The 26,693-nt window shown below is 67.3% G+C and carries 30 protein-coding genes; 17 read left to right on the plus strand and 13 right to left on the minus strand.

The window, feature by feature from the left end:
• Positions 1–35: 35 nt before the first annotated feature.
• The 3 genes from ACFWPH_RS21350 (at position 36) to ACFWPH_RS21360 (ending at position 1,875) form a co-directional block, all read left to right on the plus strand.
• Positions 36–911: an oxidoreductase gene (locus tag ACFWPH_RS21350; RefSeq protein ID WP_378753595.1), complete on the plus strand. Its 876-nt coding sequence runs from the start codon at positions 36–38 to the stop codon at positions 909–911.
• Between the two features lie 74 nt (positions 912–985).
• Entirely contained in the window at positions 986–1,516 is a 531-nt protein-coding gene (locus ACFWPH_RS21355; protein ID WP_378753597.1) for a transcriptional regulator, read from the plus strand.
• The gene (locus tag ACFWPH_RS21360; RefSeq protein ID WP_280413866.1) at positions 1,513–1,875 is read left to right on the plus strand and encodes a DUF3817 domain-containing protein; all 363 of its coding nucleotides are present in this window, start codon (positions 1,513–1,515) and stop codon (positions 1,873–1,875) included. Before ACFWPH_RS21355 ends, ACFWPH_RS21360 begins: the two co-directional genes overlap by 4 nt.
• A gap of 13 nt (positions 1,876–1,888) precedes the next feature.
• Here the strand turns inward: ACFWPH_RS21360 and rdgB are convergent, their stop codons facing one another.
• The 10 genes from rdgB to clpS all read right to left on the minus strand — a co-directional run bounded on the left by rdgB (position 1,889) and on the right by clpS (position 10,192).
• The gene (rdgB, locus tag ACFWPH_RS21365; protein ID WP_378753599.1) at positions 1,889–2,497 is read right to left on the minus strand and encodes an RdgB/HAM1 family non-canonical purine NTP pyrophosphatase; all 609 of its coding nucleotides are present in this window, start codon (positions 2,495–2,497) and stop codon (positions 1,889–1,891) included.
• On the minus strand, positions 2,498–3,271 hold the full coding sequence (gene rph, locus ACFWPH_RS21370; protein WP_062979532.1) for a ribonuclease PH: 774 nt from the start codon (positions 3,269–3,271) through the stop codon (positions 2,498–2,500).
• A gap of 516 nt (positions 3,272–3,787) precedes the next feature.
• Positions 3,788–4,552 (minus strand): cyclic nucleotide-degrading phosphodiesterase, encoded by a 765-nt coding sequence (locus ACFWPH_RS21375; protein ID WP_280415327.1) that lies wholly within the window; start codon positions 4,550–4,552, stop codon positions 3,788–3,790.
• A 69-nt stretch (positions 4,553–4,621) separates the two neighbouring features.
• The gene (locus tag ACFWPH_RS21380) at positions 4,622–5,335 is read right to left on the minus strand and encodes a rhomboid family intramembrane serine protease (RefSeq protein ID WP_378753602.1); all 714 of its coding nucleotides are present in this window, start codon (positions 5,333–5,335) and stop codon (positions 4,622–4,624) included.
• A 487-nt stretch (positions 5,336–5,822) separates the two neighbouring features.
• Positions 5,823–6,785: a PLP-dependent cysteine synthase family protein gene (locus tag ACFWPH_RS21385; RefSeq protein WP_378753604.1), complete on the minus strand. Its 963-nt coding sequence runs from the start codon at positions 6,783–6,785 to the stop codon at positions 5,823–5,825.
• A gap of 7 nt (positions 6,786–6,792) precedes the next feature.
• Positions 6,793–7,068, minus strand: a complete 276-nt coding sequence (locus ACFWPH_RS21390) for a MoaD/ThiS family protein (RefSeq protein ID WP_378753606.1) — start codon at positions 7,066–7,068, stop codon at positions 6,793–6,795.
• 51 nt (positions 7,069–7,119) lie between these two features.
• Positions 7,120–7,542 (minus strand): M67 family metallopeptidase, encoded by a 423-nt coding sequence (locus ACFWPH_RS21395; protein WP_280413820.1) that lies wholly within the window; start codon positions 7,540–7,542, stop codon positions 7,120–7,122.
• Between the two features lie 638 nt (positions 7,543–8,180).
• Complete coding sequence (locus ACFWPH_RS21400) at positions 8,181–9,242, minus strand: P1 family peptidase (protein WP_378753608.1); 1,062 nt, start codon at positions 9,240–9,242, stop codon at positions 8,181–8,183.
• Positions 9,239–9,808, minus strand: a complete 570-nt coding sequence (locus ACFWPH_RS21405; RefSeq protein WP_378753610.1) for a DUF2017 domain-containing protein — start codon at positions 9,806–9,808, stop codon at positions 9,239–9,241. Before ACFWPH_RS21405 ends, ACFWPH_RS21400 begins: the two co-directional genes overlap by 4 nt.
• 21 nt (positions 9,809–9,829) lie before the next feature.
• Complete coding sequence (gene clpS, locus ACFWPH_RS21410) at positions 9,830–10,192, minus strand: ATP-dependent Clp protease adapter ClpS (RefSeq protein WP_062979355.1); 363 nt, start codon at positions 10,190–10,192, stop codon at positions 9,830–9,832.
• Between the two features lie 192 nt (positions 10,193–10,384).
• On the opposite strand from clpS, the gene ACFWPH_RS21415 reads away from it, so the two are divergent.
• The 6 genes from ACFWPH_RS21415 (at position 10,385) to ACFWPH_RS21440 (ending at position 16,037) form a co-directional block, all read left to right on the plus strand.
• Positions 10,385–11,695 (plus strand): nicotinate phosphoribosyltransferase, encoded by a 1,311-nt coding sequence (locus ACFWPH_RS21415; RefSeq protein WP_378753612.1) that lies wholly within the window; start codon positions 10,385–10,387, stop codon positions 11,693–11,695.
• A gap of 27 nt (positions 11,696–11,722) precedes the next feature.
• A complete protein-coding gene (locus tag ACFWPH_RS21420; RefSeq protein ID WP_378753614.1) occupies positions 11,723–12,292 on the plus strand; it encodes a nicotinamidase in 570 nt (189 codons plus the stop codon).
• Between the two features lie 52 nt (positions 12,293–12,344).
• Positions 12,345–12,680: an MmcQ/YjbR family DNA-binding protein gene (locus ACFWPH_RS21425; RefSeq protein WP_378753616.1), complete on the plus strand. Its 336-nt coding sequence runs from the start codon at positions 12,345–12,347 to the stop codon at positions 12,678–12,680.
• A gap of 120 nt (positions 12,681–12,800) precedes the next feature.
• Positions 12,801–13,799, plus strand: a complete 999-nt coding sequence (locus ACFWPH_RS21430) for a hypothetical protein (protein WP_378753618.1) — start codon at positions 12,801–12,803, stop codon at positions 13,797–13,799.
• Between the two features lie 142 nt (positions 13,800–13,941).
• The gene (locus ACFWPH_RS21435; RefSeq protein ID WP_378753620.1) at positions 13,942–14,592 is read left to right on the plus strand and encodes a PadR family transcriptional regulator; all 651 of its coding nucleotides are present in this window, start codon (positions 13,942–13,944) and stop codon (positions 14,590–14,592) included.
• 257 nt (positions 14,593–14,849) lie between these two features.
• Entirely contained in the window at positions 14,850–16,037 is a 1,188-nt protein-coding gene (locus tag ACFWPH_RS21440) for an FAD-dependent monooxygenase (protein ID WP_378753622.1), read from the plus strand.
• Between the two features lie 34 nt (positions 16,038–16,071).
• Here the strand turns inward: ACFWPH_RS21440 and ACFWPH_RS21445 are convergent, their stop codons facing one another.
• The 3 genes from ACFWPH_RS21445 to ACFWPH_RS21455 all read right to left on the minus strand — a co-directional run bounded on the left by ACFWPH_RS21445 (position 16,072) and on the right by ACFWPH_RS21455 (position 18,279).
• Entirely contained in the window at positions 16,072–16,296 is a 225-nt protein-coding gene (locus ACFWPH_RS21445; RefSeq protein ID WP_378753624.1) for a hypothetical protein, read from the minus strand.
• A gap of 35 nt (positions 16,297–16,331) precedes the next feature.
• Positions 16,332–17,117 (minus strand): HNH endonuclease family protein, encoded by a 786-nt coding sequence (locus ACFWPH_RS21450; protein WP_378753626.1) that lies wholly within the window; start codon positions 17,115–17,117, stop codon positions 16,332–16,334.
• A gap of 496 nt (positions 17,118–17,613) precedes the next feature.
• Positions 17,614–18,279, minus strand: a complete 666-nt coding sequence (locus ACFWPH_RS21455; protein WP_378753628.1) for a phosphate uptake regulator PhoU — start codon at positions 18,277–18,279, stop codon at positions 17,614–17,616.
• 364 nt (positions 18,280–18,643) lie between these two features.
• Between ACFWPH_RS21455 and ACFWPH_RS21460 the strand changes: the two genes are divergently transcribed.
• The 8 genes from ACFWPH_RS21460 to ACFWPH_RS21495 are packed head-to-tail and all read left to right on the plus strand — an operon-like array spanning position 18,644 to position 26,614.
• Complete coding sequence (locus ACFWPH_RS21460) at positions 18,644–19,540, plus strand: MlaE family ABC transporter permease (RefSeq protein ID WP_378753630.1); 897 nt, start codon at positions 18,644–18,646, stop codon at positions 19,538–19,540.
• Positions 19,540–20,406, plus strand: a complete 867-nt coding sequence (locus tag ACFWPH_RS21465) for an MlaE family ABC transporter permease (protein WP_378753632.1) — start codon at positions 19,540–19,542, stop codon at positions 20,404–20,406. The genes ACFWPH_RS21460 and ACFWPH_RS21465 overlap by 1 nt, the downstream gene beginning before the upstream one ends.
• Before the next feature lie 6 nt (positions 20,407–20,412).
• Positions 20,413–21,417: an MlaD family protein gene (locus ACFWPH_RS21470; protein WP_378753634.1), complete on the plus strand. Its 1,005-nt coding sequence runs from the start codon at positions 20,413–20,415 to the stop codon at positions 21,415–21,417.
• Positions 21,414–22,418, plus strand: coding sequence for an MlaD family protein (locus ACFWPH_RS21475; protein ID WP_378753636.1), 1,005 nt, complete (start codon positions 21,414–21,416; stop codon positions 22,416–22,418). Before ACFWPH_RS21470 ends, ACFWPH_RS21475 begins: the two co-directional genes overlap by 4 nt.
• Positions 22,406–23,476: an MCE family protein gene (locus ACFWPH_RS21480; protein ID WP_378753638.1), complete on the plus strand. Its 1,071-nt coding sequence runs from the start codon at positions 22,406–22,408 to the stop codon at positions 23,474–23,476. The genes ACFWPH_RS21475 and ACFWPH_RS21480 overlap by 13 nt, the downstream gene beginning before the upstream one ends.
• Positions 23,476–24,576 carry an MlaD family protein gene (locus tag ACFWPH_RS21485; protein ID WP_378753640.1) on the plus strand — a complete coding sequence of 367 codons (1,101 nt, stop codon included), beginning with the start codon at positions 23,476–23,478 and terminating at the stop codon, positions 24,574–24,576. Before ACFWPH_RS21480 ends, ACFWPH_RS21485 begins: the two co-directional genes overlap by 1 nt.
• A complete protein-coding gene (locus tag ACFWPH_RS21490) occupies positions 24,573–25,661 on the plus strand; it encodes an MlaD family protein (RefSeq protein WP_378753642.1) in 1,089 nt (362 codons plus the stop codon). The genes ACFWPH_RS21485 and ACFWPH_RS21490 overlap by 4 nt, the downstream gene beginning before the upstream one ends.
• Positions 25,658–26,614 carry an MlaD family protein gene (locus ACFWPH_RS21495; RefSeq protein ID WP_378753644.1) on the plus strand — a complete coding sequence of 319 codons (957 nt, stop codon included), beginning with the start codon at positions 25,658–25,660 and terminating at the stop codon, positions 26,612–26,614. Before ACFWPH_RS21490 ends, ACFWPH_RS21495 begins: the two co-directional genes overlap by 4 nt.
• The last annotated feature ends 79 nt before the right edge of the window (positions 26,615–26,693 follow it).

A 26,693-nucleotide genomic window follows, 5' to 3' on the forward strand; every position in this document is an offset into this window, starting at 1 on the left:
TTCACAGCGATCTTACTCGGCAGTAAGGTCGGGTCATGGCGTGGAAACCCGATCAGATGCCCGACCAGCGCGGGCGTACTTTTGTCGTCACCGGAGCCAACGGCGGCCTCGGTGCCGAGACCACCAAGGTCCTGGCCGGTAAAGGGGCCACCGTGGTGATGGCCTGCCGCAACACCGAGAAGGCCCGCGAGGTCGCCGACAGCATCGGCGGTGATCTCCAGGTCCGCCGGCTGGACCTGGCCGATATGTCCTCGATCCGCGAATTCGCCGAAACCACCGGTGAATTCGATGTGCTGGTCAACAATGCGGGCCTGATGAATGTGCCGTTCTCCCGGACCGTGGACGGTTTCGAAACCCAGTTCGGGGTGAACCACCTCGGGCATTTCGCCCTCACCGGACTGCTGCTGGACCGGATGCGCGACCGGGTGGTGACCCTCGCCAGCATCGCCCACAAACAGACACCCAAACTCTGGATCGACGACCTGAACTACGAGAACCGCCGCTACCAGCGCAACCTCGCCTACGCGCAGGCCAAACTGTCCAACCTGATGTTCGCGCGCGAACTGCAGCGCCGGCTGGCGGCCGCCGGCTCACCGAAACGGTCCTACGGGGTGCATCCCGGGGTATCGGCCACCGAACTGTTCACCCGCACCGAAACCCCGCTCGACCTGGTCAGCAAACCGGTGATCCGGCTGGTCGGGCACGCCCCGGCGAAGGCGGCGCATTCCACCTTGTTCGCGGCGACGATGCCGGATGCCGATCCGCAGACCTATTGGGGGCCGACCCGGTTGTTCCAGTCCCAGGGCCCGGTGGCTGCCTCGCCGTCGACCCGGTTGTCGAGGAACACGGGCCTGTGGCGGCGGTTGTGGGAAGAGTCGGAGCGGATGACCGGGGTCGTCTACGACCTCTGACCGGCGCCGACGGCCGGCCGCGCGACGCGCACCTCACACTACGGCCGGTGTAGTAGACGGGTACCGTGGTAGCCGTGTCCGAAACACCCCGCCGTACCGTGCACCGCCCGGCTCTGATCGTCCTGGCGGTTGTGCTCGCGGTGGCCGCGCTGGCATTGGGCTGGTGGCAGATGGAGCGGTTCTCCTCGGCCAGCGGGACAGCGCAGAACCTCGGCTATGCGATGCAGTGGCCACTGTTCGGCGCATTCGCGCTCTTCGCCTACTTCCGCTTCGTGCGGTTGGAGCAGGAAGCCGGGGCGGAGGATGCCGCCGGCGGCGAAACTGCAGACCAGGCCGCGGACTCGGCGGGCACAACCGGCGCGGCGGGATCGACACCGGCCGGTGCGGAACCGGCCGGCAACGACGGACCGGCACGGCCGGGTCGCCGTCGCACCACCGCTGTCCGGGAACCGCGCGAAATTCCGGCCGGTTTCCTGCCGGAACGGCCGAAAGCCGCCCGCGACGCCGACCCGGTGCTCGCCGAATACAACAGCTACCTCGCCCGGTTGAACGCCGGCGACCAAGCGGGCAGCGAAGCCCGCGATCCCGAGAGGAGCGCCGGTTGACCGCCAGCGAGAAAACCACCGTCGCCGCCGAGCCCGCGCGGCCCGCCGGAGACCGCAAGATCGCGGGTGCGCTGCTGCGCTACCGCGTGCTCGCCTGGGTCACCGGTCTGTGGCTGCTGCTGCTCACCGCCGAGATGATCGCCCAGTATGGGTTCGGCGTGGACACCCCGTCGTGGATCGCGCTGGTGCACGGCTGGGCGTACTTCATCTACCTGATCCTCACCGCCGACCTCGCGGTCAAGGTGCGCTGGCCGATCAAACGCACCATCGGCACCTTGCTCGCGGGCACGATCCCGCTGCTGTCGTTCTTCGTCGAGCACCGCAACACCGTGCAGGTGAAACGCGACTTCGCGGTCTGATCGGGGTACTTGCTCAGCCGGCCAGCCGGGTGAGCGCCGGCAGCAATTCGGCCAGCGCGCGGCCGCGGTGCGAGACCGCATCCTTCTGGGCCGGGGTGAGCTGAGCCGCGCTCAGCTCACCGCCGTCGGGATGGAACAGCGGGTCGTAGCCGAAACCGCCGTCACCCTGCGGTGCGCGGGCGATGGTTCCGGGCCATTCGCCGCGCACCACGGTCTCCGCGCCCTCCGGCAGCACCAGCGCGCACACCGAGACGAAGTACGCGCCGCGGCGATCGTCGGGCACATCGGACAGCTGTGCGAGCAGTAAGGCGTTGTTCGCGGCGTCGTCGCCGTGGCGGCCGGCCCAGCGGGCCGACAGGACGCCCGGCATCCCGTTCAACGCGTCCACCGCGATCCCGGAATCGTCGGCGATACACGGCAACCCGGTCGCCCGGGCGCCGTCGTGTGCCTTGGCCAGCGCGTTCTCCTCGAAGGTCGCCCCGGTTTCCGGAGCCTCCGGGTATTCCGGGACATCGTCGAGCCCGACGATCTCGAGCCCGGCGACACCGGCCTCGTCCAGGATCCGGCGCAGCTCGTTCAGTTTCTTGGCGTTGCGGCTGGCGAGCAGAACGCGACGGGTCATCTACTTCTTCTTCGCCGGTTCCGGCGCTTCGGGCAGCACACCCGGATAGGGCAGCGCCAGCGCTTCCTTCTGCACCGCGAACAGTTGCTCGCAGCCCGCGAGTGCGGAGTCCAGGAGCTTGTCGAGGGTGGAACGCGGGAAGGTCGCGCCTTCGCCGGTGCCCTGGATTTCCACCAGGGTGCCGGTATCGGTGGCGACGACGTTCATATCGACCTCCGCGCGCGAGTCCTCCTCGTACGGCAAGTCCAGCCGGACCCGGCCGTCCACGACTCCGACGCTGACCGCGGCGATCGCGCAGGAGATCGGCTGCGGATCGGCCAGCCCGCCCGCGGCACCGAGGTAGGTGACGGCATCGGCCAGCGCGACATAGGCGCCGGTGATCGCGGCGGTGCGGGTACCGCCGTCGGCCTGCAGGACATCGCAGTCGACGGCGATGGTGTTCTCGCCGATGGCGGCCAGGTCGATACAGGCGCGCAGGGACCGGCCGACCAACCGGCTGATCTCCTGGGTACGTCCGCCGACCTTCCCTTTGACCGATTCCCGGCTGCTACGGGTGTGGGTGGCGGCCGGCAGCATCGCGTACTCGGCGGTGAGCCAGCCCAGCCCGGAATCGCGCCGCCACGGCGGTACGCCCTCGGTGACGCTGGCCGTGCACATCACCCGCGTCTGCCCGAACTCGACCAGCACCGAACCGGCCGGATGCGTGGTGAAACCTCGGGTTATCCGTACCTCGCGGAGCTCGTCGTCCGCCCTGCCATCGGCTCGTCTCGACACGGGCTCAGCGTAGTGGGGTCCCCGTGCCGGTATCCGCCGGGGTCGCAGCGTCGGATCGCCGCGCCGGACCCGGTGAGAATGCTCCTGTATCTGCCCGGTGTGACCGAGCCTGCCCACCGGAACGGGTGGGCACTTCCGTCGTCCCAGGACCGATCGAGCACAGCGACACTACCGGTGCCCAAGGAGACCGAAGCTCCCCACCGAAACGAGCGGACACCCCGGTCGTCCCAGGACCGATCGTCCACAGCAGCGTTACCGCGGCGTGTGGCACAGGGTGCTCCCGGCCCACAGCCGACGTAATCGGCGGTGCCGAGCCCTATCGGACACCCGGCGGCTACACAGGCGTGGAAGCCCCACGCAACCAGCGGCGGCGCCGAGTCTTACGAGGCCCTCGAAGGTTTTGGCCCGTCCCTGCTGTCAGTGCTCGATGGGATGCGGCGCAGCCGCGAGTGTCGAGTGCTGACAGCAGGGACCAAAGGGGGCCAAAACCCCGCGCCGACGAAGTCGGCGCCAAAATTACAGCTCGAAGGTTTCGCCCGGTGTCACGGCGTGCACGGGGCCGGTGAATTCGGCTTTGGCCTCGGCGATGACGTCTTCGCGGGAAGTCCACGGCGGGATATGGGTGAGGAGCAGTTCCCCGACGCCCGCCGCGGCCGCGATCCGGCCGGCTTCGGTGCCCGAAAGATGTATGCCTTCGGGACGATTCGCCGGATCGTGGGTCCAGGAGGCCTCGGCCATGAGAACGTCCGCGCCCTGGGCCAGTTCTTGAACGGCCGAGCAGACGGCGGTATCGCCGGTGTAGACGAAGGTGCGGCCGGCCGCGGTGACGATACGCAGTCCGTAGGACTCCGGCGGATGGAACATACGGCGCGCGGTGAGAGTGTGGCCGGGACCGAACTCGACCGTTTCTCCCTCGGCCCACGGCCGGAAATCGATCACATCGGACCAGTCGTCGCATTCGCCACCGACCTCGGCGGAAGCATTACCGATCCGCAGCGGGGCGTCGGAGGGCCCGCGGACGATGGCCTGCCCGGTGGGCGGTGTCGGATGGTAGCGCCGCCAGACCAGCAGACCCGGCAGATCCAGGCAGTGATCGGCGTGCAGATGAGTGAGGAAGATGTCGACCTCGCCCGGATCGGCGTATCGCTGCAGCGCGCCGAGGATCCCGGGACCGAAATCGATGACCACCGGCGACATATCCGGGCCGGTGAGCAGATAACCCGACGCTGGGGAATCCGGGCCGGACACGCTGCCCGAGCACCCGAGGACCGTGAGGCGCATGCTCCCATGCTGCCACGATGTTTCCCGATTCAAGACTGCATCCCCCGAAAATACTGGCCGCATCCACGGTCACCGGGGTGGGACGGTTGTCCCGGTGCGCAGTTGCCGGCGGTGTCGACGTTCATCAGTGGAGAGTACCCAGCCGGCGATCACTCCACCCATTGCGCCGAAAAGGTGCCCCTGCCAGGAGATTCCGTCTTGACCTGGGAGAACGCCCCACAGTAGGGAGCCGTAGAAGACGAGGACCACCACGCCGAGAACGATCTGGCCGATCCGGCGGGCGAACCAGCCGCGGCAGATGAGGTAGGTGAGCCAGCCGAAGACCAGCGATGACGCGCCGATATGTATGGAGTTCGTGCCACCGGTGAGCCAGGTGCCCAGGCCCGCGACGATCCAGACGATCGCGGTGGCGGCCAGCCCGCGGCCGATACCGGTGGCCAGCGTCAGGAAGCCCAGGATGAGCACCGGCAGCGTATTGCCGATCAGATGATCCCAGCTGCCGTGCAGTAGCGGAGCGAACAGGATGCCGTCCAGGCCGTCGACGACACGCGGTTCGATCCCCGCGGTGCAGTCGAGGCAGTAGTCGATGATCGAATCCACCGATTCGATCAGATACAACAGGACGACGAACGCGGCCATCAGCACCGCGGCCCGCCCCCAGTCCCGGCCGGCGGTGAAACGGGGCCGACCGGCGGGTGCACCGGCGCCGCCACCGGAGGCCGGCCGGAGCCCGGAAATACGATCGGGGTCGAACGAAGCGCCCAGGGGTGCGCCACCGGTCATGACGATCTCCTCCTCGGCGCGACCAGGTCTCCACGCGCCTGATACCGAGGGTACTGGGTCGCCGACCCTGCCCCACGGTGTCGCGTGTGCCGCCCGAGGTATCGAAACGGCGGAGGAAGCCGCACCGCGCGCAGTCCCGCGTATCTCCGACCGACAATGCCATCGGCGGCAAGCTCGGCACCCCCGAGTCACCCACCCTGACTACAGCGGTGCCGCACCCCTCATCACCGCCGTACGAGGCCCACATACCCCGAAACCGGACGCAACCACGGCTGTGCCGAGTCTTACGAGGCCCTTGGAGGTTCACATAACCCCGAAACCAGAGGTAACCAGCGGCGCAGCCGAGTCTTACGAGGCCCTGAAAGGTTTTGGCCCGTCCCTGCTGTCAGTGCTCGATGCGATTGCGGCGAAGCCGCGAGCATCGAGTGCTGACAGCAGGGACCAAGGGGGGCCAAAACCCCGCGCCGCCGGAGGCGGCGCAGAAAACTCAAGCCCAGAGCTGGCCTTCGAGGCGTTCCTCGGCCTCTTCGAGGGTGCCGTCGTAGGCGCCGGTGGACAGATATTTCCAGCCGCCGTCGGCGACGACGAAGGCGATATCTGCTCGTTTACCGGCCGCGACGACTTTGCGGGCCACGCCCAGCGCCGCGTGCAGGATCGCGCCGGTGGAGATACCGGCGAAGATGCCCTCTTCCAGCACCAGCTCACGGGTCCGGCGGACCGCGTCGTACGGACCGACGGAGAACCGGCTGGTGAGTACCGATTCGTCGTACAGCTCCGGGATGAAACCCTCGTCGATATTGCGCAGCCCGTAGACCAGTTCCCCGTACCGGGGTTCGGCGGCGACGATTTCGATACCCGGGACCTTCTCCCGCAGGAACCGCCCGGTACCCATCAGCGTGCCGGTGGTGCCCAGACCGGCCACGAAATGGGTGATCTCCGGTAGATCGGCGAGGATCTCCGGGCCCGTGGTCTCGTAATGGGCGAGCGCGTTCGCGGGGTTGCCGTACTGGTAGAGCATCACCCAGTCGGGGTTCGCCGCGGCGATCTCCTTGGCCTTGGCCACCGCCTGGTTCGAACCGCCGGCGGCGGGCGAATCGATGATCTCGGCGCCGAACATGGTGAGCAGCTGACGCCGCTCCACCGAGGTGTTCTCCGGCATCACACACACCAGGCGGTAGCCCTTGAGTTTCGCCGCCATGGCCAGCGAGATCCCGGTGTTGCCGCTGGTGGGTTCGAGAATGGTGCAGCCGGGGGTGAGCCGGCCGTCGGCTTCGGCCTGTTCGATCATGCGCAGCGCCGGACGGTCCTTGATGGACCCGGTGGGGTTGCGGTCCTCGAGTTTGGCCCACAACCGCACCGGCAACTCACCCTCCCACTGCGGGGAGAGGTTGCGCAGACCGACCAGCGGCGTATTGCCGAGCGTCGCGATCAGGGATTCGTAGCGTGCCACCGGACCGTCAGGCCCCGCCCGCGACGGCCGGCAGGATCGTCACCGTCGCACCCTCGCCCACGGCGGTCTCGAGGCCGCCGGAGAACCGGACATCCTCGTCGTCGACATAGATATTGACGTAGCGGTTCAGCTTGCCCTCGTTGAGCAGGCGCTCGGCCAGACCCGGATGGTTGGCCTCCAGATCCTCGATCACCGCGGCGAGCGTGGACCCCTTGGCCTCGACACGTTTCTCACCCCCGGTGTGGGTGCGCATGATCGTCGGGATGGACACGGTGACCGGCATGAGTGCTCCTCGCTTGTTTTCTTCTCGGAAGTCGGTCGGAAGTTGTGGGGGTCAGGCGGATTCGTAGGCGGCGACGATCCGCACCGGTTCCTCGGTGACCTCGCCGTCGAGGATCCGGTAGCTGCGCAGCTCATGCTGCTCCGGGTCACGGGTCGAGACCAGCACATAGTGCGCGCCGGGCTCGGACGCGTAAGAGATATCGGTGCGGCTCGGGTAGGCCTCGGTGGCGGTATGTGAGTGGTAGATCACCACCGGCTCCTCGTCGGCGTCGTCCATCGCCCGCCACACCTTCAACTGTTCACCGGAATCGAACCGATAGAACGTCGGGGAGCGTTCGGCGTTGATCATCGCCACGAACCGCTCGGGACGATCGGACCCCTCGGGCCCCGCGATGATGCCGCAGGCCTCATCGGGATGGTCGGCGCGGGCATGCGCGACCATCGCATCCACCAGGTCGGCCCTGATCACGAGCACAATCGAACCTCTCCACACATCGTCTCGGCTCTCGCCGACCCATCACAGCCGACAACCGTCGAGGATATTCGGGTATTCCCGTGTTGTTGGCGCCGCCTCCGGCGGCGCGGGGTTTTGGCCCACTAAGTCCCTACTTTCAGCACTCGACACTCGCGGCTGCGCCGCATCGCATCGAGTGCTGAAAGCAGGGACGGGCCAAAACCTTCGAGGGCCTCGTAAGACTCGGCGCGCCTGGGGGTGCGTTCTCGAGGCGCGGTGCGTTGGTCTCGCCGCGTTCTCGAGCGGGCTGCATTCGGCGTTTTCTCGAGGCCTGGGCTGCATTCGGCGTGTTCGGGTGGGCTGGTGCTGCGGTGGGTGCGGTCGGGGGCTGGTGCCGCTGTGGGTGCGGTCGGGGGACTGGTGCCGCTGTGGGTGCGGTCGGGAGGGCTGGTGCTGCTGCTTTGTGTGTGTTCGGGTGGGCTGGTGCTGCTCTGGGTGAGTTCGGGAGGGCTGGTGCTGCTGCTGTGTGGGTGGGGGCGGTTGGGAGGGGCGGTGGTGGTTTCGGCGCGGTCGGATCGAGTGCCGGTGGTTCGGAGCCTGCTGACGGGCGGCCGAGCTAGGTAGATCACCGGGGTTGTCCACGTCGAGCGGCTGGGGGCTCAGCTTCCGAACAGTTCGCTGTAGGTCGGGATACCCGCGACCGGTACTGCCGACCGGATCGCGTCGACCACCGCCCGCTCCACGCAGACTGCGGCGGCGGTGCAGAGCTCGTCGAGCAGCGGGAGGTCGCCGGGGAAGGTCGCCGGAAGGGCCGGGAGGTCCGGTGGTGTTGCGGTGCCGGTGGCCAGGGCGAAGAATGTATCGCCGTCGAGGGGGGAATGCGCGGGGCGCACGGCCCGGGCCAAACCGTCGTGCGCGGTGGTGGCGAGGCGGCGGCAGCCCAGGGTGTCGAGTGGGGCGTCGGTGGCAACGACGCCGATGGTGGTGTTCAGGACGGTGCTCTTGACCGGGAGCGCGTTGGCCGTGGCCAGTTGTTCCGGTGTGGCCGGGCGTAACCCCGCGAACTCCGGGCCGTCGGTGCCGACGCCCCACGGCAGCCCGGTGCGCGGGTCGAAAACCGATCCGACCGGGTTCGCGACCACCAGCGCGCCGACGGTGACCCCGGCGGCGATACCGTCGGTGAAACGGATACTCGCGGTGCCGATACCGCCCTTGAGCGCACCCGCCTGCGCGCCGACTCCCGCGCCGACGCAACCGCGCAGGAAATCGGGTCCGGCCGCGTCCGCGGCGTGGTAGCCGAACTCGGCGGTGGGGCGGGTGGACCAATCGCCGACCGGTAGATCGAAGATCACCGCGCCGGGCACGATCGGCACCACCCGGGTGGGGTCGGCCGGGTCCATCGGGATGCCCTCGCCGTGTTCCTCCAGCCAGCGCATCACACCGTCCGCGGCCGCCAGGCCGTACGCGCTGCCGCCGGTGAGCAGGATCGCGTGCGCCTGCCGCACCGTATTGGCGGGGTCGAGCAGATCGGTTTCCCGGGTGCCGGGGCCGCCGCCGCGCACATCCACCGCGGCGACCGCGCCGCCGGGCGCGCGGACCACCGTGCTGCCGGTGGCGGCGCCGGAGCCGCGGGTGGCGTCGGGGTCGAGGACGTGGTGGTGGCCGACCAGCAGGCCGGCGATATCGGTGAGCGCGTTACGCGGTCCGGGTGCGCCGGTCACGGGGCCATCGCCTGCAGTAGGGAGTCCTGCATCCAGGTGAGCCAGTGATAGACATCCAGATGGGGGGCGCGGGGGTCGTCCGGCGGGAACTGCTCGGGGGTGTCGGCGTCGATTTCCAGGACCACGCCCAGGGCCAGCCGGATATCGGTGAGGGCGGCGAGCCAGGCGTCCGCTTCCTCGGGTGTCAGCGCGACCTTGCCGCCGTCCTCCGGCACGGTGCGCAGGACGACCGCGGCGGCCGCCAGCTTCTCGTCGATGATCTCCGGTTCGTGCAAACCCCGTAGCGCGCTGTTGAGATCGGCGCGATCGGCGTCGGGGGAGCCGGGTTCGGCGCGATGGAAATCGGGGAGCAACCGGGCCAGCCGGGGATCGTCCGGCGGGAGGGTGTTGCCGCTGCGCAGACCGGTGAGGGCGGCGAGTTCGTCCTCGGGGGCCGACGATGCGCGCTCACCCAGCAGACCGGAGACCGCGCCGACCAGCGAGCGCAGCACGCTCGCTTCGCGCGCGTCCAGCTCCGACCGCAGCTTGAGACCGCTCAATGAGTTCTTCCGGCTCCATTTACGCACGTCGCTACGGTAACCGTCCGATCAGTCGTCTCGTTGCATGGTCGCCCACAGGCCGGCCGCGTGCAGCCGGCGGACATCCTGTTCCATTTTGTCCCGCGAACCGGACGATACGACGGCTTTACCCTCGTTGTGCACTTTGAGCATCAGCTCGGTCGCCTTGGCTTTGCTGTAGCCGAACAGCTTCTGGAAGATGTAGGCGACGTAGTGCATCAGGTTGACCGGATCGTCCCACACCACGGTGACCCAGGGGCGGTCCTCGGCCTCCAGGATCTCGGTGGCCTCCACGGCCTCGGGGGTCGCCTGTGCCGCCGACAACGTAGCGCCGGCGGCGCCTACGCGGACCTCGATCGTCCGGGAGCGGGGTGCTGTGTTGCACAAGGCCATGAAACCAAGGGTACGACGCGCGGAGTAATTCACAACACCCGGAGCAGGAACAATACGGCTGCCTCTGGCCTTACCGGAGTCCGCGCGCAGCCCGGGCGGCACGGCCGGGAAAGCGGTGCCGGATTGCCCGTCGTCCCGGGCGTGGCGGGTGGTTCACCCGAACGGTGGCCGGGCCTGTTTACAGTGACAACCGTGGACCCGCGCGATACCGCCGCCAGCACCGCACTGCTGACCGACCAATACGAGCTCACGATGCTGGCGGCCGCGCTGGCCGACGGTTCCGCGGCGCGGCGCTGCACCTTCGAGGTGTTCGCCCGGCGTTTGCCACACGGTCGCCGGTACGGTGTGGTGGCCGGGACCGGCCGTCTCCTCGACGCCCTGACCCGCTTCCGGTTCGGCGAAGCGGAGCTGGAGGTCGCCGCCGGGTTCCTGGATACCAAGACCATCGATTGGTTGCGGGATTACCGCTTCACCGGCGATATCGACGGCTACCGCGAGGGTGAACTGTATTTCCCGGGATCGCCGATCCTGTCGGTGACCGGGACCTTCGCCGAATGCGTGGTACTGGAGACCCTGGTGTTGTCGGTCCTCAACCACGACAGCGCGGTCGCGTCCGCGGCCGCCCGGATGGTGAGTGCCGCGGCCGGGCGCCGCATGATCGAGATGGGGTCGCGCCGCACACACGAACTGGCGGCACCGGCCAGTGCGCGCGCGGCTTATCTGGCCGGTTTCCACGCGACCTCGAATCTGGAGGCCGTACGCCGCTACGGAGTGCCGGGCGCCGGTACCAGTGCGCACGCGTTCACTCTGGTGCACAGCGGACCCGACGGGGAACACGAGGTGGCGGCGTTCCGCAGCCAGGTGGCGGCGTTCGGCCCGGGAACGACACTGCTGGTCGACACCTTCGACATCACCCGCGGTGTCGACCTCGCGGTGCAGGTGGCCGGACCGGAACTGGGGGCGGTGCGCATCGATTCCGGTGATCTGGGCGTGCTGGCCCGGCAGGTCCGGCAGCAACTGGACGGACTGGGGGCGGTGAACACCCGCATCGTGGTCTCCGGCGACCTGGACGAATACGCGATCGCGGCCCTGCGCGCCGAACCCGTCGATGCCTATGGGGTCGGTACGCAGCTGGTCATCGGTTCGGGTGCCCCGACGGCGGGCATGGTGTACAAGCTGGTCGAGGTCGAGGGTTTACCGGTGGCCAAGAGGTCCAGCCACAAGGAGTCGCGGGGCGGGGCGAAACGAGCGGTGCGCCTGGCCCGGTCCACCGGGACGATTGTCGAGGAGATCGTGTATCCGGCGGCCGGCCGATACCCGGACCCGGGCGACCTCGAGGTGCGCGAGCTGCCGGTCCCGCTGGTCCGCGGTGGTGAACTGCTCGACCGGCCGCCGCTCACCGAATCCCGTGAGCTCGTGGCGCGCGGCCTGGTGAGCCTGCCCTGGGAGGGCATCAAACTGTCCGGCGGTGACCCGGCGGTCTCCACCACTTTTGTGGCCTGACCGGCCGGGTCGGGGGAAAATGGGGGTATGGAACGCGCGCTGATCGTGGTGGATGTGCAGAACGATTTCTGTGAGGGCGGTTCGCTGGCCGTCGCCGGGGGCGCCCGGGTAGCCGGGCTGATCAGCGAATATCTGCGCGACGCCGAGTACGACGCGGTGGTGGCGACCCGGGATTTCCATATCGATCCTGGTGGCCACTTCTCCGCGACCCCGGACTATGTCGACAGCTGGCCGCCGCATTGCCGGGTCGGTACTCCGGGCGCGGAGTTCCATCCCGAATTCGACACCGCCACGGTGCAGGAGATCTTCTCGAAGGGTGAGTACTCGGCCGCCTACTCGGGTTTCGAAGGCGCCGCGTCCGACGGCACGCCCCTCGCCGTCTGGTTGCGCACCCGGGGGATCACCTCGGTGGATATCGTCGGTATCGCCACCGACCACTGTGTCCGGGCCACCGCCCTGGACGCGGCCGGAGCCGGGTTCAGCACCCGTGTCCTGCTCGGCCTGACCGCGGGCGTCGCACCGGCGACGGTGGAATCGGCCCTGCACCAGCTCGATCGGGCCGGGGTCGAGCTCGCGGGTACGGTGGGCGGCGCGTGAATCCGCGTTCGGCGCGATCACGCCTGTCGGTGTGCCGGGGCACAATCCGTCCATGACTGCTTCCGGGGATGACGCACGCGCTTATGCTCTTTCGCTGCCGGGGACGTGCGAGGAGTTCGCCTGGGGGATGCCGATCTTCCGGGTCGAGCGCCGGTTGTTCCTCACCCTGCCCGAAGACGAGACGTCGATGGCTGTGCGCTGCCCGATCGTCGACCGCGACGAGTTGGTGGTCGCCGAACCCGCCAAGTTCTGGATCGCGGGGCACGAAGCGGGGAATGCGTGGGTCCGGGTGCGGCTGTCCGCCCTCGACGACCACGATGAGCTGCGGGCAATAGTCCGCGATTCGTGGCGTCAGGCCGCCCCACCTGATCTACTCGATCGCGTCTGATCCGGCCTACGGGTCGCCAGTGCGCGAGTGTGCTCGTTGCCCGGTTCCTGAAGTCGCTGTTGCCAGTGCCGGGACCCGCGGTCGATCGTCACTGTGTATGTCCAGGTGAGAATGGCAGGCATGTCAGGCGTCATGAGGGCCATGTGGGCTGCGGCCGACAGACTGTTGAAGACACTTCCCGACGAGGCCCGGTACTTCGCCGGCCACTTGGAAAGTACGGGGAAAAGCCTGAACAAGTCCGCGGATATCTTCGAGGCGGCCGAGTGGAAGCAGCTCGTTGCCGACGGAAAATTCAAGGAAAGAACACAGGCCCGGCTGGCCGACGGTGCAGACGAGAATCGGCCGCATTGGTTGCTGTCGGAGGGCGACAACGCAGTTGTGTTCACAGTGCATTACAAGAAGCACAATCTTCCACAATCAGGCGGTTTGTTGAAGGAATTCAACAAGTGGCTCGCGAGGACCGAAGGCAAGGATCGCGTCGTTCGCCACGAAGGTCGCCGGCCGCCGGAAGCGACGAATGTCAAAGAGGCTTTCAGGTCTGAGCGAGGCGAGATCGCGGCCCTCATCCACATCGCCGACAAGAAAGGCGTCGAGTCCACGCCGACGGAGGAGGACGAAGGTTTTCAGTTCTCCGAGCTCCTGAAAAACCATCGACCGGAACATGTTCTCGGATATTACGTGCTGCGCCAGATGCCGCAGGGGTTGGCCGCTAAGAGGAATGACCCCAGTTTCGACATGGCGGCCTATCTGGATCAGACACTCGACAGGTTCGCGCCCTACCTGCCCGAGGGGCTCGATGCCCGGCAGACGTTCAACGACTTGATGGCCCGCGAGTACGCCCACACCGGCTTCGCAGGGGTTTTCCGCATCGAGGATGAGGGCTGGCTGATGCGCGAAACGAACGACCCCGGTGTGACCGGGAAGGCCGAGACCCCGGTGCAGAAAGTTGCCCTGGAATGCAACGAGCGACGGGACGCGCACTTCGTGAAGGAGTTTCAGCGGGATGTGGATGCGGGTAAGGCGGTGTTCGGGCAGTTCGGCGTGATCCACGTGAGCGGGATCGCCCCGAACATAGACGCATTGGCCAACGGTTCGATGAAGGCGGTCTACAAGCCGTGATCCATCCGGGCAGGCTGTCCTGTGCCCGGAGTGACGGCAGTGTCGATTCAGGGCGTCAGCAGCAACCACTACAGGGCTGAGGAAGTCTTCTTGCGGGCGGGTACTCGTATACGTATATTCGTAGGCGAGTAAGGAGGTCGCGATGGCGAAGAAGCGCACGGTGAACAACCTGCTGGCGCTGGCCGTACTCGCGGTCATGCAGGACGAGGCCATGCACCGGTACCAGATCGCGGCACGGCTGCGTGAGTACGGCAAAGACCAGGACATGGACATCAAATGGGGGTCGCTGTACACGGTGGTGCAGAACCTGGCGAAGGCCGGGTTTCTCGAGGTGGTGGGCAGTGAGCGTGCCGGGTCCCGGCCCGAGCGGGTGATCTACCGGATCACCGACTCCGGCCGGACCGAACTCGTGGACTGGACTCGGGAACTGATCGCCGAACCGGAGCCCGAACGCGGCCGCTATATCGCCGGCCTGTCGATCCTTGCCGTGCTGCCGCCCGACGAGGTGGCGGAATTACTGGGCCGCCGGCTCGCGGTGCTGGAGGAGCAGATCGCGCAGGTGCAGAAGGACCTCGCCGACCTCTCCACGAAACTACCGCGGCTGTTTCTCATCGAAACGGAGTACGGGCTCGCCGTACTGGAGGCCGAGGCCGAATGGACCCGCGCCCTGCGCGCCGAACTTCTCGAAGGAACCTTCCCCGGCCAGGCGGAATGGCAGTCATGGCACGGCCGCGGCGGTGTGGATACCGCGCGTGCCCGCGAATACGTGGAAGGAGCTGATACCACCCACTGATTCATCACACCGGCCCGATGGTGGTGCGCCAACACCACCATCGGGACCGGATCACCGTCTCGGACCGTGCCCGCGCAACGCACACCCGGCCGCGAGTTTGGCAGAACACAGGATAACCGGGAGGCGGGGCGCAGGTCGGTTCGGTGACGAGTACCAGTTCGGGCGCGCGGTTCCCCGCACACCGGTGCGGACCGGCGGCCCGCGCGGCGCCGCCACCGGCGGCGTCGCCCACTCTGCATCTCTCGAGGAGTACTCCTGTGTCCAGAACAGAAACCGCGCTGGTGATCGGCGGTGGAATCGCGGGGCCGGTGGTGGCCACCGCGCTGCGCAAGGCGGGTATCGACGCCCGCGTCTACGAGGCCTATCCGGGGCCCGCTTTCACGATCGGCAGCGGGCTGGCCTTGGCACCCAACGGTGTGGCCGCGCTGGATGTGATCGATGCGGGCGACGCGGTCCGCGATATCGCCGTGCCGGTGCCCCGTATGTGCCTGTCGGTCGGCGGCAAACTGCTGCCCGCGCCCAGCCTCCCGGACCAGCCGCCGTTGCAGTTGGTCGATCGCGGGGAACTGCATCGAGTACTGCACGACCGGGCCGTAGCGGCCGGCGTTCCGGTCGAATACGGCAAACGCCTGGTGGCGGCCGACCATACCGCGAGCGGTGTCACCGCACGATTCGCCGACGGAAGTACCGCCACTGCCGATGTACTCGTCGGTGCCGACGGAATCCGGTCCACCGTGCGCCGCCTGATCGACCCGGCCGCTCCGGGCCCGGATTTCACCGGGATGCTCGGTTTCGGCGCCACAGTCGAATGCGATATCGCGACCCCGGACGAAACGATCGTCTTCGCCTACGGGAAACGCGCCTACTACCTGTATTGGCCGCTCGGCGACGGCCGCATCGGCTGGGGCGCGAATCTTCCCAGCGCGGAATATCTTTCGCTGACCGAAGCCCGCGACACCCCACCGGAGCGCTGGCTGGAGATCCTGCGCGACACCTACAGCGCAGACCACCCGGGCGGCCCGCTCGCCCGGGCGACCACTCCGGACCAACTGGAGGTCACCGGCGCACTGCACATCATGCCGCCCGTGCCGCACTGGTACCGCGACCGTATGGTGCTGATCGGCGATGCGGTGCACGCTCCGTCCAACAGTTCCGGGCAAGGTGCTTCGCTGGCGATCGAGAGCGCGATCCAGCTGGCCCGCTGCCTGCGTGATCTCCCCGATCTCGAAACGGCTTTCGCGACCTACGAGCGGTTACGCCGCTCCCGGGTGGAAGGCGTGGCGGCGCGCGCCGCCAAAATCAACCACAGCAAGACCCCGGGACCTGTCGCCCGCAAGATGATGCAGCTGATCATGCCGATCATGGCCCGGACGATGAACCCGGAGAAACTGGCCGGCACCGAACAGCGCTACCGCATCGAGTGGGAGGACAAGGTCGTCGCCTGACGCCCTCTGGGCCCGACGCGCGGGCATGCCGACCTCAGCACTCGAAGGGGACCGTACTGCCCGCGGCGTCGCGGGTTCCGGTCACCTGTGCGATCGCGTCCGCCAATTCGGCGCAGGACTTCCAGGTGCGCGGGGTGGTGTCATCGAGATTGCCGATCGTGTACCACTGCTCGGTTTCCCGGTAGCGGACCAGACCGTAACCGTCGGGGTCGAGGGTGATATCCAGGGCACCGGAGATCGTCCCGGCTTCCCGGGTCATGACCGATGTCTTATTCGGCAACTCGATGACTTCGGCTATTTGAACTCACCTCGTTTTATACAGTCGTCCACGGCGGTCCGCAGTGCGGTCTGCTCGTCCTTATCGACGCTCAGTCCGTACTTTAGCTTGACCTGCACGTACTGGGAGATATATCCGCACCGGAAACTTCCCGGCGGCAGATAGTCGGCCGGGTCCTGATCGCCTTTGGAGCGGTTCGCGGAGGGATCGGAGGCGATGAGATTCTGGGCATCGTTGGCGATGCGGCGCCGGGTGTCGGTGTCGAGGCTCTTGGCGCCGGAGCGCCAGGCTTCGGCGAGCGGGACGATATGTTCGGCGTCGACACCCGACGATTCGGTGATGAACTTGTACGGCTTCAGTTTCCCGGTTTTGGTGTCCATGACACCGTAGGTGTCCTGCCAGCCGCCGCCCTTGCCGATTGTCAGATCGCAGGTCTTCGGGTCGAGGGTCACCTCGCCGGAGGCATCGCGCAGCATCATCACCTCGCGGGTGGTGCATTTGCTGTACTGGGCGAATTCGGGGCCGAAACCGTGTTCGGCGGCGTTGTCGTCCCAGTGCGGGAACTTCTCCCGGCTGTAGCCGGTCATGGCGACTTCGGTCTTGACGGGGAGGCGGTCCAGTGCGGACTGTACGTCGGCGGCCGTGGCGCTCGGGGCGTCCGCGGCGTCGGCGGCGGGATCGGTTGTGCTGCTGCGTCCTTCGAGGAAGTAGCCGCCGGCCAGGACGATCACGATCAGGATCGGTACCGCGACGGCCGCGAATTTGCGTACCGGAGCGGGTAGTGCGGAAAGCAGCGAATTCACCGCGCCACCTCCGCGAATCGGGCGCCGATGGGCGATACGCCCGATTGCTCATATGTTGTGGGCTTCAACGAAATTCCTTGCCGAGGTGCCGGGATGTGCCGAGCGTCAAGCTACCGTCTCGTCCAGCTAACCCGAAGCTAATCTCCGGTGTGAGATTCGGCATAGTGTCCACGGCACCACCTCCGAGTCGCCGTGCCGGCGCCGACTCGGAGGTGGGCCTGCCACGAACGAGGGCTTGCGTCCCCGGTGCGATTCGCGGCCCGGTTGTCCGGACCGGGTACCGCGCCGACGCCCGCGGGGCTTGATGAGGGGGAGTCCCGTGGTCGCCTGTGCACCGGATGTGCTCGTCGTGACGTCTGTGGGCCGGAAGGTTTCCGGCGGTTTTGTGGTGTGGTGAACAATTCACCGAAGGCTGGTGTGTACCGGCCGGCGGTTCGTGAAAAGCATAGGGAATTCCCAAGTTTGGGAGCCAACCGGGGGTGGGTTAACGCTCGTTTCAGCTCGCGGCCTCGTCGTCGGGGACGATCTGGGCGGTCGGTGGAATGCCGGTATCGAGGAAATGGATCAATCGTGCTATCCGGTCGGTGTGTTCCAGGCTGCCCGCGAGCCGGTGCCCGACCAGCGCGAGCGCGATGGCGGTATCGGTGGTATCGCCGGTGTCCGAAAGTGCGGTGTGCAGCTGCTGGTTCAGGGCCCGCATGGCCGCCGGCGCGTCCTCGTCGGCGGCGCTGTAGCGGCCGGTGGTCACCGCGCGTTCGGCCCGTTCGGTGGCCGCGGCGGCGAGTTCGGCCATGGCGCCGAGTGGGTCGAGGACCGGTGCGGCGGCGACCGGTTCGGGATGGCTCAGATAGACCTGGTCGGCAACCCCGCTGAACAGATGGCCGATCCGGGACAGTTCACCGGCGATCTGGATGGCGGTGACAACGTGGCGCAGATCGCGCGCCACCGGTGCCTGGAGCGCCAGCAGGACGACGGTGCGGGCTTCGCAGGCGCTGTACATGGTCTGTAGTCGTTCGTCGAGGGCGAAGACCTCGTAGGTCGCGGTGAGATCGGCCCCGACGAGGGCGTCGGTCATCCGTCCGGCCGCCTCGTGGGTGATGCGGCACATCTGTGTCAGATCCGCGGTCAACGCGACGAGCTCGTTGGTGAACTGAGTTCGCACGGGGGAATTGTCGCCCATGGCGTGCGTATCGGTCGAATATTCCGCCCAATCGGCCTCCGAGGCCGCCCGGGTGCGGTTGTGTGGCGAATCGCCGGCGCGCGTGATCGCCCGAGTTTGCAGGCTGTAAATTTTGGTAGAACCTGTTCTCATTTACTTCCCGGCACCGAGTGGCGCGACGCACAATCGATTACCTGCCATGCGAAACGGCAATTTTCCGTGGTCACTGTCACACTGCCGCAAATTTGTTTGTCACCTCCCGTAACGATTAGCTTGCTCTCCATTGGCATCGATGCCGGACCGGAGAGATTGAACGCATGAACTTCACAACCTTGCGTGCCCTCGTGGCGGTATACGGATCTCGGCGATGACTCCCGAGAGCCCTACCGCGGCGATTGATACGGACCGGCCTTCCGGCTCCACCGGGCCGCAACCCACCCGCCGCACCGAAACCGCGCGGGAAATCGTCGGCAAGAATTTCTCGGGCACCATCGTGTCCTCGGTGCGGACCTTCGGCCGGGGCGTCGGAATGGCCCGGGAATCTGTCGGCGGTGCGGTCTCGGATCTGGCCCGCGGCCGCTTCCAATGGCAGGAAATGCTGGTGCAGGCGTGGCGGCTGGTGACGGTCACCGCGTTCCCGGCCATCCTGATGGCGGTGCCGTTCGGCGTGATCGTTTCGGTGCAGGTCGGCAATCTGATCCACAATCTCGGCGCCGATTCGCTGATCGGTGCCACCGGCGGCCTCGGGGTGATCAAACAGGGCGCGCCTCTGGCCACCGGCTTCCTGCTCGGTGGTGCCGGGGCCGCGGCGATCGCGGCCGACCTCGGTGCCCGCACGATCCGCGAGGAGATCGACGCCCTGAACACCATGGGGATCAGCCCGGTGCACCGGCTGGTGATCCCGCGCATGGTGGCGATGCTGCTGGTCGCGCCGCTGCTGAACATTCTGGTGATCTTCGTCGGCATCGTGGCCGGCTATCTCGTGGCGATCGGTGGGCAGGGGGTCACGCCCGGCTCGTACTGGGCCGCGTTCGGCTCGTTCACCACCGCCGCCGATGTATGGGTTTCACTGCTCAAGGCGGTGATCTTCGGCTTCCTCGTGGTGATCATCGCCTGCCAGCGCGGGCTGGAAGCCAAGGGCGGCCCGCGCGGGGTCGCCGACGCCGTGAACGCCGCGGTGGTGCTCTCGATCGTCGCGATCGTCATCGTCAACCTGGTCATGACCCAGGTGACCACCATGTTCCTACCCACCAGGCTGGCGTGATGGCGGCGACCTCGTACGCCCCGAAGGGCCTCGGATTCCTGGCGCGCTACTTCCGCCGCGGCAGCCGGATCCTGAGCGCGGTGGATTCGCTGGGATTCGCCGTCGTGTTCTGCTGGCAGGTGCTGTCGTCGATTCCGCTGGCCCTGCGCCGCTACCGCGGCGAAACGTTGCGGATCATCACGAATATGACGTGGGGGCGCGGTTCGGTCATCGTCGGCGGCGGAACCGTCCCCATGATGATCGTGCTCGGAATCGTGATCGGCGCGTCGATCGGGGTGGAATCTTTCGCCACCCTGGACATGCTCGGGATGGGGCCGGTCACCGGGATCGTATCCGCCTTCGCGACCACGCGGGAGCTGGCGCCGATCGCGGCCGCGGTGGGTTTCGCCGCGCAGGCCGGCTGCCGGATCACCGCGGAAATCGGGTCCATGCGGATCTCCGAGGAGATCGACGCCATCGAGGCGCTGGGCCTGCGGTCGGTGCCGTTCGTGGTGACCACCCGGGTGATCGCCGGCGCCATCGCCATCGTGCCGACCTTCCTGATCGCGCTGATCGGCTCCTACTTCGCCTGCCGCGGCCTGATCACCCTGGTACACGGCCAGTCCGCCGGCGTCTACGACCACTACTTCTTCCAGTTCATCGCGGGATTCGACATCATCGCGGCCACGGTGAAGGTCGCGGTATTCGGCATCGTGGTGATCTGCGTGCACAGCTATTACGGATTCTTCGCCACCGGCGGACCCGAAGGTGTCGGTATCGCCTCGGGCCGGGCGGTACGAGCCAGTTTCGTCGCCATCATCGCCCTCGACATGGTCCTGACGATCGTGCTGTGGGGATTCAACTCGGCGATCAGCTTCACGGGATAGGGACAGATGCCGAAGTACGGAATGCCCGGGGTCGCCGCCGGTCCGCGTAGTGCGCGGCGGGTCGGCGTACTGGTCGTCGCGGTGGTCGTGGTCGTCACGCTGGCGGGCTACGGCTACCGGGCGATCACCTCGGACGACGGGCTGCGGGTCGCGTTGCGCACCGAGCAGATCGGCGACGGTGTGGTCGCCGGAACGCTGGTGCGGGTGGACGGCGTGCAGGTCGGGGAGGTCACCGATATCGCGCCGGCGGGTCGCGGCACCCAGCAGATCAGCCTTTCCCTCGACGAGAACCGGTTGCACGGGATCGACGACAGCATGGTGGTGGACTACGCGCCCGCCAACCTCTTCGGTATCAGCGAAATCGAACTGCGGCCCGGCGCCGGTGGTATGCCGCTGCGTTCCGGTGCGGTGGTGGATCTGACGGGCCGCCGCGCCGCCGATGTGTACGACGCGACCATGGGCGCGTTGCTGCGCAGCATGTCGCAGACCAGCGGCACCGTGTTCACCGCCGATATGGCGCGGGTCATTTCCCAGGCCGCCGCGGACGTCAAGGCGTTCACCCCGCTGGCCGAGGCGCTGATCACGGCCGGGCGGGTGATCGCCGAACACCAGTCGATGCCGGCGAACGAACTGGTGGGGCAGCTGGGCCCGGCGTTCCAGGGCGGCGGGCAGTTCGCCGGCGCCACCATCGAGGTACTAGACCAGATCGTGGATATCGATGTGCTGCGCACGAACCGGCCCGATTTCGATGCCGGGGTGAAGGCGCTGACCGGCGATATCCTGCCCGCCCTGACCGGCACGATGAACAGCGCGAGCCAACTGTCCGGATACACCGATATGCTCGCCCCCACCCTGAACCTGCTGGCCTTGGCCGTACCGGACCCGCAGCAGTCGGCCGCCGATCTGCGCACCCTGCTCACCCGGCTGGGGGTCGCGTTCAAGGAGGGGCCTGACGGGCCGGTACTCGACCTCGAGGTCGAAGTGGACGGAGCCGCGGGAGGACAGCGATGACCGCGCGAGGCGCCGCCTGGCGGCTGGCCCTGTTCGCCGGCGTGATGGCATTGGTGCTGGCCCTGGTGATCGGTGCCATCAAACGGCCGGTGGACGGCGAAACCGACACCCATCACGCGCTGTTCACCGACGCCAACGGTTTGAAAACCGGTGACGATGTGCGGATGTTCGGTGTGCAGGTCGGCAAGGTCGAGGCCGTCACCCTCGACGGCGACCGGGCGAAGGTCCGGCTCACCGTCACCACCGACACCCCCGTCTACGACAACAGCATCCTGGCCATCCGCTACCAAAATCTCACCGGCCAGCGCTATATCGATCTGCAGCAGCAGCCGAACCCGGGGGTCCGGCTCGCCGACGGTACGGATATCGGGCCGCAGCAGACCATTCCGTCGTTCGATGTGACCAGCCTGTTCAACGGCCTGCAACCGGTTCTGAAAACACTGTCGCCGGAGGCGCTCAACCAGTTCACCGAGAGCATGCTCGCGGTGATCGAGGGCGACGGCGCGGGTATCGGCCCGGCGCTCGACGCCATCGGCACGCTCAGCGAATACGTCGAAGACCGCCAGCATGTCATCGGGACCCTGGTGCGCAATATGTCCGACCTGGCCGAACGGGTGGGCGGCCGGCTGTACCACCTGGTGCCGCTGCTGGCCCGGCTCACCGATATCTTCGAGGCGTTGCAGCGCAATGTCGGGGGCCTCGCGGATTTCGCGATGAGCGCGCCGTCGGTGCTGGAACCGGTGGATCGCCTGCTGGCCGCGGTGGGCCTGAGCCCGGAGATGGGCCCCGATATCGATGCGATGATCCGCAACCTGTTCCCGGATCCGCAGCAGGCTCTCGACACATTCGGCCGGATGCCAGGTTTGCTGGCCGCGGTGGATACCGCGTTCCCCCGGACCCCGTCCGGTTTCCGGCCGGACTGCAGTAAGGGCGAAGCCGAGGTACCGGCCCCGGTGCGGGTCCTGATCGGCGGGCAGCAGGTGGCGATATGCAACGGATGAATATCACCCGGCTGAAATCGGCTCTGGGCCGCTGGTTCGACCGGGACCAGCCGATCACCGACGAACCCACGAAACTGCGTAAGCAACTTCGGTTGGGTATCGCCGGACTCTGCGCGGTGGCAGTGCTGGGTGTGGCGGTCGGCGCGTTGTATGTGATCCCCCTGGGCAAGAAGACCTACACCGCCGAACTCAGCGAGGCGCAGTCGGTGAAGGCCGGTGACGATATCCGGTTGGCCGGGGTCCCGGTGGGGGAGGTGGAATCCCTCGAACTGGAACCGGATCGGGTGCTGATGCGGTTCACCGTGGATCGCGATGTTTTCGTCGGTGACCGGAGTTCGCTGGATATCCGCATGCTCACGCTGGTCGGCGGCCACTATGTCGCGCTGTTCCCGGCAGGAGACAAGCCGTTGGGCGACAACCCGATTCCCGCCGACCGCGTCCGGCTGCCCTACAGCCTGATGGAAACCTTCCAGGACGCCACGGCCCCACTGCGGGAAACCGACGGTGACACGCTGCGCAACAACCTCGCCGCACTCGACACCTCCATCGAAGGCGCACCGGAAACACTGCGCAGTGTGCTGGATACCGTCGGCAGCTATCTCGACGCCATCGAACGCCAGCGCACCCAGGTGTCGAACGCCATCGCGACCGCCGACGAATACGTGACCATGTACGACGGCGCGAAAACCGATCTGGGCCGGTTGATGGACAACGTCAATCTCATGGAGACGGTGCTGCTGGACAAACGCGCAGAACTGCGTGAGGCGTTGGGCCTGCTCAGCTCGGTGGTGCAGCGGGTGACAGCTCTGGCCCCGAGCTGGGATCAGACATTGAAGCCGAAGGTGCAGCAGCTGGCCGACGCCCTGCCGCGGCTGCAGGAGTACGGCGACCAGCTGGAACCCATGATCGCCTCGGCGCAGAGCCTCAGCGCGAAACTGCGCGAACTGGTCGGGCCCGAGGGCGGTGTGCAGGTCGATCAGTCGGGGACCACGGTGACCGCGCCCGGCCTCGATCCCGGTGCCGTCGTCTGCGTCCCGCTTCCCGGGAAGGTGTGCTGATGCTGAAACGGATGCTCGCCTCACCGGCCCTGATGTCGATCGCGGGAGCGGTGGCCCTGGTGCTGCTGGTGTCCGCCGGTTATGTGATCGCGTTCGAACCGTTCAAGCAGACACGCGCCTACTGCGCGATCATGCCCGACAGTATCGGCCTCTACCAGGGCAATCAGGTGTCGATGCGGGGTATCACGGTCGGTTCGGTGACCCGGATCGCCCCGGCGGGCGCGAAGGTGCGCGTCGACTTCGAGGTCGACGCCGACCATCCCGTATACGCCGGCGCCGGTGCCACCACGGTGTCCGACACCGTGGTCGCCGACCGGGAACTGGCGGTGCTGCCGGGGGCGAACACCGCCGACGAGCACGATCCGGGGCAGTGCCTCACCAACACTCTGACGCCGAAGAGTCTCACCCAGACGGTGACCGCGCTGGCCCAGCTGTCCGATCAGATCGGCGGCACCGAGGACCGGCCGAATGCGCTGGCGGGCGGACTGGACGCAGTGGATTCGGCCTCGGCCGGCACCGGCCCGCAGATCAACGAGCTGATCAACCAGCTGGGCCGGGTCATGGAATCCCCGGACGCCGATATCGCCCATCTGGCCGGTATTTTCGACGCCTACGCCTCGGTGTCGAACAAGGTCGCCGACCACTGGGGGGATTTGAAACTGATGCTCACCCGGTTGGGGCCGACGCTCGAGATGTCGCATGCCGAGCTGCTCACGCCGGGGATCGAGCTGTTCGACGGGCTACGCGAAATCCTGCCGATGCTCAACGATCTCTCGGTGATCCTGGCGGATCCGCTGATGGCCGGCCTGGACAACCTGGTGCCGTTGGTGAAACTGCTGCGCGCCAATGTAAGTTCGCTCAGCGAAATCGTCGCCACCACACCGGTGCTGACCTCGGCGCTGCGCACGGTCACCGATCCGGCGACCGGTGCGCCCGGTCTCACGTACGCACCGCCGCGGGTCGCGATACCGCAGGAGCATGCGGAACAGGTGTGTGCCGCGGTGAACGCGCTCTCACCCGGCCGCTGCGCCGGTGCGGCGAACGGCATGGTGGATCTGGATCTGGTGCGGCTGGTACTGGGATCGGCGGGTGCGCGATGACACGGCGAATATCCTTCGATACGACGAAGCGGATCACGTTCGACCGCACCCGGTTGCGGCGTGGGCTGGCGGCCTGCGGGCTTGCCGCGACCCTGGCTGTCTCCGGATGCGCATTCGATCCCTCTGATATCCCGGTCCCCGGTGCCACCGTCACCGGCGGGAGTTATCCGCTGCGGATCGAATTCGCCAATGTCTTGAACCTGCCCGCGCGGGCGAAGGTCATCGCCAACGGTGCGGAGATCGGCAACGTCGAAAATGTCGAGGTCGTCCCCGGCGACGCCACCACCACCGGCTATGTGGTGGTGGATATCGAGATCGACGACGAGGTCGAACTACCGGCCACCACCATCGCGGAGCTGCGGCAGAACACCGTGCTCGGCGATATCCACGTCGCGCTGACCACCCCGCCCGACGGCTACGACACCCTGCTGCACCCCGGTGACACCATCACCCGCGACCGCACGAAACCACCGGTCCAGCTCGAGGACACGATGGCGGCGATCGCTTTCTTCGTCAACAGCGGAGCGGTCGGGGATCTGCAGGACATCGTCAACCGGCTCAATTCGGTACTGCCACAGGACCCGGCGAAAACCCAGCAGATCGCGCAGGTGCTGGCCACGGACGCGGTGGACCTGGCCGCACATCTGGACCAGGTGGATCTCCTGCTCAACGGTGTGGCCGAGAACGCGGAGGTCATGCACGGGATCCAGGACGAGCTGGACAATATTCTGCGTCCCGAATCGGTGCAGCAGATGAACGACGCCACCGCCTCCATCGCCGAGGTGACCGAAATTTTCGGCGGCCTGGGGCCGGTCGGGCAGTCGTTGAGCTGGCTGGCGCCGCTGGCGCAGTCCGGCGGCGCGGCCGCGGCGGCGTTCGTACCGCTGGCCACCGGGGGGCCGCTGGATCTGCGGCAACCCTCGAATCTGAACATGCTGGTCGCGCTGCTCCGGGACAAGATCATCCCGTTCGTGGAGAACGGCCCGAAGGTGGATATCAGTGCCGTCCGCACGCCGGGACTGTCCACCGACGACCAGGTGAACCGGATCATCGAAACCCTGCGCATGATCGGAGCCGTCCGATGAAACTGGGTCCACTGGCGTCGCTGGGCGGTATCGCGGCCATCACGGTGCTCGGCGCGAGCTACCTGACCTTCGGTGTGGTGCGTGCCGATCCGTTCCGCGACTACCTGAACGCCTCCCTGGTGCTCGAGGATTCCGGCGGTCTGGGCGTCGGCTCACCGGTTCTGCTCACCGGTATCGAAGTCGGTCGCGTGACCTCGGTCGACCGCATCACCGACGGTGTGGAAGTCGGTTTCCGGGTGCAGGATTCGCACCGGCTACCCGCCGACAGCGTCGTCACCATCGAGCATCTGTCCGCGCTCGGCGAACCCTATGTCCAGTTCGCGCCGAAAACCGGTGCGGGGCCTTATATATCCGACGGGCAGCGGCTGGAATCGGAAGATATCCACAGCCCGCTGTCCATCCCCGAGGCCGCCCGCATGGTGACCCGGACCATGAACCAGCTCGACCCCGCCACCATGGACTCCCTGGTGCGCACCATGAGCGAAGCCCTGCACGGCACCGACGCGGTACTCCCCGAACTCACCCGCGCCGCCGACCTGCTCGCCGCGGCCATCATGTCCCGCGAACCGCGGATCGCCGAACTGCTCGACAACTTCGAAACCGCCGCCGCCGACGCCGAATGGGCGGGACCCGCGACCTCTGCGGCGGCCACCGAATTCACCCGGTTCGCCGAAGTACTCGACGATTTCGTGGAATCGGTCGGCAGGGTCACCGGAGCCGAGGGGTCGCCGGAGAAGTACCTGGCGGATGGCGGGGTCGTCCCGTTACTGGAGCGCCTGCGCACCGTCCTCGACGAAATCGGCCCCGAACTCGCCGCCCTGCAACCCGGTTTGGCTCCGCTCACGGAGAGCCTGGGCAATACTGCGCCGCAGGTGAACATCAGTACCTTGATCGAGCAGGCGCTGGCGAGTACCGACGAGGACTCCGTGCAGGTCCGCGTCGGACTGAAGTAGTTTCGCCGCGGTCCGTGGCGGTGCGCGGCGAGATCATCGAAAGCGCACGGCCTCATGCCCCGTCGCGGAACTTGTTGTT

This window comes from Nocardia sp. NPDC058499 (genome assembly GCF_042719915.1).
Taxonomy (GTDB): domain Bacteria; phylum Actinomycetota; class Actinomycetes; order Mycobacteriales; family Mycobacteriaceae; genus Nocardia.